Source organism: Halomonas sp. 707B3, assembly GCF_024158645.1.
Classification (GTDB): Bacteria; Pseudomonadota; Gammaproteobacteria; order Pseudomonadales; family Halomonadaceae; genus Vreelandella; species Vreelandella lionensis.
The window spans coordinates 24854-31578 of the sequence record NZ_JAMZBE010000027.1 but is presented as its reverse complement, the minus strand read 5'-3'; the positions used below and the strand labels follow the sequence as shown (position 1 = coordinate 31578).

Below are 6725 nucleotides of genomic sequence, written 5' to 3'. Positions count from 1 at the left end.
GATTAATAACGCTATAACCGCCGATGCCCGCGCAACAGCCTCTGGCTTCCAACTGCAAATGCTGGGATTAACGCTATTTGCGCTGCTGATTGGCGGGCTGATTGCCGTATTCTTGTCTCGCCAGCTGCTGCGCGAGTTAGGCGCAGAGCCCTACGAGGTAAAAGCCTTTGCCCAAGCCATTGGACGGGGCGAACTGACCACCAAAGGGCGGCTTAAGAAAGGCGATAAGCGCAGCATTATGGCCTCGCAGGTGGAGATGGCGAAGCACTTACAAGATATCGTGGCGCAAGTGCGCGCCTCAGCAGAAGCCGTAGCTTCCAATAGCGAACAAATCGCCGAAGGCAACAATGACCTCGCCTCGCGTACCGAAGAGCAAGCCAGCGCCCTGGCAGAAACGGCTTCGGCTATGGAAGAATTGAATAGCACCGTCAAACAGAATGCGGATAACTCCGAGCAAGCCAGCCAAGAAGCATCTAGCGCTTCTACAATAGCCACTCAAGGCGGCGAGGCGGTGAATCAAGTAGTAACCACCATGAATGATCTCAACAAAAGCTCACAAGAGATCGCTGGCATTATTTCCACCATTGACTCAATTGCGTTCCAAACCAATATCCTGGCGCTTAACGCGTCGGTGGAAGCAGCACGGGCGGGTGAGCATGGCCGTGGTTTTGCAGTTGTTGCTGAGGAAGTGCGCAAGCTGGCACAACGTAGCGCCGATGCCGCCCGTGAAATTAACAACCTCATTACCAGCAATCTTGAACGTGTGAATCATGGTAACGAGCGGGCTGAAGAAGCCAGCAAGTCCACCGAAGAGATTGTGGCAGCCATCGAGCGCGTTACCCAAATCATGCAAGAGATCAGCAACGCCAGTGCCGAGCAGAGCGCAGGTGTACAGCAAGTGGGCCAGGCGGTAACGGAAATGGACCATGTAACACAGCAGAACGCCTCTCTTGTCAATGAAAGCGCGACAGCTGCTAACAACCTGCGCCAAAACGCTCATCAGCTACTGCATTCCATGGGGGCTTTCAAACTTCCGGCCACTGCGTCAACGGGTGCAGACCGCCGCCGCGTCAACCACGCGACCGAACAGCAATCACATAAACCCCAAAAAGCACCCGCGCTACCGGCTGCCAAACCTTCCACTACTCCTGAACCCGAATGGGAAAGCTTCTAAATAAAACGTCTTGCCTGCCGTTAACTATTTAGGAGGGCCGTGGCGTGACACGCTGCGGCCCACTGCCTTCCCTTGAGGTTACTATGAAACCTTCCCAAAGCTTATTCATGGTGTTTTTGTTACCGGTATTGATAGTAGTGCTGCCCGTGCTGCTATTGCTGGTGCTGGCTACTCAGGTTATCAAAGAGCAGTCACTGCAGAACTATCAACTGCAATCTGATGACTTGGATACGTTGGTGCAAATGGCCACCTTCGACCGCCAAATGGGTGATCTTCACCAGCGCATGACCGAAGTATTTAGCCGCGCCGAAGAAACCAGCCTAAGTGCAATGCAGCGCTACTCCGAATACGGCCTGATCAATCAAGAGCTGACAGCCATCGGAGAAAGCATTGACCAATTGGCTGCCTCGCCACTTATTTTTGACCTTAGCAAAGGGAGTGCCGACACCCTGCAACGTGCTTTTCACCAGTATCAGCGTTTTGCCAGTATGGCAAACGAATCGGCGACGCTTAATCAAGGCGACCCAGGATTTTATCTTCAAGAAGCACAGCGCCACTACAATACGTTTAGCCTATTCTCACAGCAGATTTTTGAGGCACTTACCCAGCGTGCCAGCGACCGCCATCGCGAGTCTTACGCAGACCTCATCCACTCACGCGACTCCACGCTATGGATGGGTGTGGGGCTATTTGTACTGTTGATTAGTGCTGCTTTTCTGGCCGCATGGCGGATCAACCAGCGCCTTGTGACGGTAGGTGATGCCATTTTGGCGCTCTCCGATAGCCGCCAGGAACTACCGGATATGCAGGCGATAGAGCGTTTAAGCCAGAAGCACAGCGGGCCACTTAAGCGTATTGCACTTGCCCTGCTCTCTTTTCGTGTTACCGAACAGCAACGTCGCGCTGCGGAGCGCCAAGTACATCAACTGGCCTACTACGACACGCTCACCGACCTACCCAACTGGCGGTTAATGAAGGAGCACTTACAGCACTCCCTGGAAACTAACAGCCAAACCGACACCTATGGCGCGCTGGTGTATGTAGATGTGGATGAGTTCAAACGCATTAACGATGGCATCGGCCACCAAGCGGGGGACGATCTCCTTAAGCAGATGGCAACACGGCTTAAAACCCTTGAACAACAAGGCTGCATCATTGGACGCTTAAGTGGCGATGAGTTCGTGCTGATTATTGACGGATTAGACAGCGATAAACTGAAAGCCGCCGAGAAAGCCGAATTCTTTGCCCAGCAGGTCAATCATGCATTAACCCAGGCTTACTGCCTGGATGGTCATCACCAGTATCTTAACGTTAGCCAAGGGTTAGTACTGTTTAAAGGCGTCGATGAAAGCGTCGATGAACTTTTCCAGCACGCTAACTCTGCCGTTCACATCGCAAAACGCGATGGTCAGAATAATATCCGCTTTTACGACCCTGCGGTCCAAGCACAGCTGGAGTGCCGCACAGAGCTAGAGCGCGACTTGCGCTTAGCGATTGAACGAGATGAGTTTGTCCTGGTGTACCAAATGCAGGTGGATAGCCAAGGGCGTGCCATTGGTGCAGAAGCACTGATTCGCTGGCAGCACCCCACCCGTGGTTTTGTATCCCCCGGTACGTTCATTCCGCTCGCCGAAGAAACGGGGCTCATCGTACCTATTGGTACGTGGGTGCTGCATGCCGCCTGTGAACAGCTTGTCATGTGGCAAACAGCGGAGCATACAAAAGACCTAGTGCTGGCCGTGAATGTCAGCGCGAAACAGTTTCAGCAGCCAAACTTCGTGGAAGAAGTAGCCAACGCGCTGGAGCTAAGCGGCGCCTCGCCCCACAAGCTGAAGCTTGAGCTAACCGAGAGTACCGTGATTGGAAAAGTGGAAGATACCATCGCCCGGATGCATCAGCTGAAGGCGCTGGGGATCAGTTTTGCGATGGACGACTTTGGCACCGGCTACTCATCGCTGCAGTACCTGAAACGCCTGCCGTTGGATCAGATCAAAATCGATCAGTCCTTCGTACGCGACCTACACCAGGATGAGGACGATATGGCCATCGTCGAAACGATCATTGCCATGGGGCGCTCGCTGGGCCTTAACGTCATCGCCGAAGGGGTGGAAACCATGGAGCACTGGCGCTATCTCAACGAGCACCAGTGCCACGCTTATCAGGGTTACTACTTTTGCAGGCCAGTGCCAGCGGAAGAGATGGCCAAATACTGCTTGGCCCCTCCTCCGATACTGACTTAAGCCAGTGAGCACTTGAGCCCTTATTCCCCAGGCTGCCAACCGTTCACGATGGGGTAGCGACGGTCACGCCCGAAACCACGCGGCGTGACCCGCACTCCAACCGGCGCCTGGCGACGCTTGTATTCACAACGGTCCACCAGCTTGACGACCTTGTAGACATCCTCTTCCTCAAAGCCTGCCGCAATAATCGCCTCAGCGCTCATATCCCCTTCGATGTAGCGGACCAAAATGGCATCCAACACATCGTAGTCGGGGAGTGAGTCGCTATCCTGCTGGTCGGGGGCTAGCTCAGCACTAGGCGGGCGCTCAATGACTCGCTCGGGAATCGCTGGAGACTGGGTATTGCGCCAGCGGGCTACGCGGTAAACCCAGGTTTTATACACATCCTTAATAGCGTTGTAGCCGCCCACCATATCGCCATATAGGGTGGCGTAACCCACGGCCATTTCGCTCTTGTTACCGGTGGTCAGTACCATCAGGCCTTTCTTATTGGAAATGGCCATTAACAGCACACCACGACAGCGCGACTGCAGGTTCTCTTCGGTAGTATCTCGCTCGGTGCCAGCAAAGCTTTCTGCCAAGGTGCCCATAAAGGCTTCCACCATCGGCTCGATGGGCATCACGTCATAGTGCACGCCCAGCAGGTTCGCCTGCTCGGCGGCATCCTGTTTGGAGATATCCGCCGTGTAGTGGTAAGGCATCATCACCGCCTGCACCCGCTGCGGCCCCAACGCATCCACCGCAATGGCCAGCGAAAGAGCAGAATCGATCCCACCAGAAAGCCCCAACACTACGCCCTTGAACCCGCTTTTATTGACGTAGTCACGCAGGCCAGTCACCAGCGCACAGTAGAGACTCTCTTCCGGCTCAACGTCGGGCTCAATCTCCCCGGCTTGAGGCTCCCAAGTATCCGCGCTGGTTTGCAGCAACTGGATAGGCATTAAGCCCGCCTGCCAATAGGGCGCGAGCACCTTTAATTGGCCATTGGCATCGACACAGCTGGAGCCACCATCAAACACCAGCTCATCCTGGCCGCCGATGGTGTTGACGTAAACAATCGGCCGCTGCACATCTTGGGCACGCAGCTCTAAAAGGCGCAGCCGCTCGGCGGGCTTGTCCTGATGGTAGGGCGAGGCATTCAGGCTAATCAGCACTTCTGCCCCGGCTTCCCGAGCCGCTTTTACCGGCGCGCCTTCCCATAAATCTTCACAAATCAGCAGGCCAAGCTTGGCGCCTTTATGTTCGTACACCAGCGGCTCAGTGCCAGGGGTAAAGTAGCGCTGCTCGTCAAACACTTGATAGTTGGGCAGCGCCTGCTTAGCGTATTCTGCCTCCCACTGGCCGTTGTACAGCACACCCGCCAGGTTGTAGCACTTGCCTTCACGCACGCCGGGGTAACCAATAATCACCAGCACATCGCGGGAGATTTTTTCGGCCATTTTAGCCCGCGCTTCCCGCAGGCGGGTTTCCATGGAGGGGCGCAGCAGCAAATCTTCCGGCGGGTAGCCGGATAAAAAAAGCTCAGGGAAGACAACAATATCCGCCCCATGCTCAATCCTCGCTTCTCGCACAGCCTCAATGGCACGCGCGGCATTGCCGGGAATATCTCCCACCAGAGGGTCGAGTTGGGCCATTACCAGCGTTAAGTCTTGCATGGGCGTTAAAATCTCTTGAGAATCTTCGGAATACGGTGGCATCTATATAGTAGATGCATTGTCCCGCAAGGCATGCCAAGTGGCAAAGGCCACACAGCACTAAGAGGGCTGAAAGCAACGAAAGTCTTGCCGCCAGTCACGCCTTGTAACCGCCTTTCCCACTTGGGGAGCCATTGAGGATGAATCTATTGATCATTCGGCTGATTATATTTGCCGTGCTGTTTTACGTAGGCTTGAAGCTTTACGGTATTTACCGCCAGCGTAAGCTGACCCACCAGCAGCAAACACCCCCTCGCCATGAAGGTGGCAAAATGGTGCGCTGCCGCTGGTGTGATGTCCACGTACCGGAAAACGAGGCGCTGCGCGATGCGGAACAGTGGTTCTGCTGTAGCGCGCACCGCGACCGTTTCTTGAAGGAGCAGGAAGACAACAGCAATCGCTAGGCCTCCCCCGCCTTTACGCCAAACGCGCAGCCGTTGGCTGATAAGGCGTAGGATCCATCAGCGGCTTACGCCCAAGCAGCTGATCCGCTAGCAAGTGTGTCGATGCAGGCGCTAGTACTAAGCCGTTACGGTAGTGGCCTGCATTGACAAACACATTCGGAAAATCGGGTAGTGCGCCAATAAAAGGAATACCTTCCGGCGAGCCAGGGCGCAGGCCCGCCCAATGGTGCGCTACGGGGCAATCTGCCAGCGCGGGGATAATATTCTCCGCGCTCCGCTTGAGCGAGGCCAGCGCCTCTTCATCAGTGGCTTTATCGAAGCCCGCCTCTTCCAGGGTCGAGCCTACCAGCAGTAGCCCGTCGCTACGGGGAATCACATAGCGGCCATCCTTTAGCACGACACGTTGCACTAATCCCGGGGGCGCTTGATAAGCAATCATCTGCCCTTTGACGGGGCGCACCGGCAGGCGCACGTTTAAACCCTCTAGCAACTGGGCCGCCCAAGCACCGCCGCATACTACCAACTGCTCGGCCAGCTGCTCGCCTTGGTTGGTATCAACACCCACCACGCGGCCTTGGCGCTGAATAAACCCCTGCACGCTGCACTGCTCTACGAGTGTGACGTTGGGCATAGCGGCTAAGCGCGCCCGTAGCGCTTGGCCCAAGCGCGGGTTGCGCACGCTGCCCAGAGTGGGCATCCAGAGCGCGCTGCCTTCTGGCGCAGCCGCTTCGGGCTCTTTTTGATGCACAAAAGAGGCGTCTACCCGCTCCAATGGTTTGCCTAGCTGGCGGGCCCATCGCAGTGCCGCGTCATCGTCATCCACGTTTAAGTAGAGCAAGCCCTTTTGGCGATACTCCGGGTCGATGCCGGTCTCTTCCAGCAGGCGCAGTGCCAGCGTCGGATAGACACCCTCCGACCAGCGGGAAAGTTGCGATACTGGCTCGCCGTACCGCCATGGGTAGAGCGGCGACACAATACCCCCGCCTGCCCAAGAAGCCTCTTTCCCGCATACCCCACGCTCCACCAGCGTGATATTCTGACCTGCATCTGCCAGTTGCAGCGCGGTCATCATGCCAATAACACCACCGCCTATAATTAAGAAATCGCTCACAAATATTGCCCACTATTGCTAATAGAGTCGCTAAAAGAGCCGCTAACAGAGTACCAGCGCATTGGCGGCATAAAGAGAATGAGCATAGTGATGCGTTTCAAC

General features: G+C 55.6%; 5 protein-coding genes. 3 read left to right on the top strand and 2 right to left on the bottom strand.

Annotated elements, in window-relative coordinates; translation table 11 throughout:
• Together BIS10_RS05860 and BIS10_RS05855 are read left to right on the top strand one after the other, a co-directional pair.
• Positions 1 to 1174: methyl-accepting chemotaxis protein (locus BIS10_RS05860; RefSeq protein ID WP_253503360.1), on the top strand; the 1174-nt coding region annotated here is incomplete at its 5' end.
• A gap of 83 nt (positions 1175 to 1257) precedes the next feature.
• Complete coding sequence (locus BIS10_RS05855) at positions 1258 to 3414, top strand: bifunctional diguanylate cyclase/phosphodiesterase (RefSeq protein WP_253503357.1); 2157 nt, start codon at positions 1258 to 1260, stop codon at positions 3412 to 3414.
• Between the two features lie 20 nt (positions 3415 to 3434).
• On the opposite strand, the gene BIS10_RS05850 is transcribed toward BIS10_RS05855, so the two are convergent.
• Positions 3435 to 5069, bottom strand: coding sequence for an NAD+ synthase (locus BIS10_RS05850; RefSeq protein WP_253503362.1), 1635 nt, complete (start codon positions 5067 to 5069; stop codon positions 3435 to 3437).
• 179 nt (positions 5070 to 5248) lie between these two features.
• Here BIS10_RS05850 and BIS10_RS05845 point away from each other — a divergent pair, with 179 nt between their 5' ends.
• Positions 5249 to 5512 (top strand): PP0621 family protein, encoded by a 264-nt coding sequence (locus BIS10_RS05845; RefSeq protein WP_253503354.1) that lies wholly within the window; start codon positions 5249 to 5251, stop codon positions 5510 to 5512.
• Between the two features lie 13 nt (positions 5513 to 5525).
• Here BIS10_RS05845 and thiO read toward each other — a convergent pair whose 3' ends face one another.
• Positions 5526 to 6623 carry a glycine oxidase ThiO gene (gene thiO, locus BIS10_RS05840; RefSeq protein WP_253503352.1) on the bottom strand — a complete coding sequence of 366 codons (1098 nt, stop codon included), beginning with the start codon at positions 6621 to 6623 and terminating at the stop codon, positions 5526 to 5528.
• Positions 6624 to 6725: the final 102 nt, after the last annotated feature.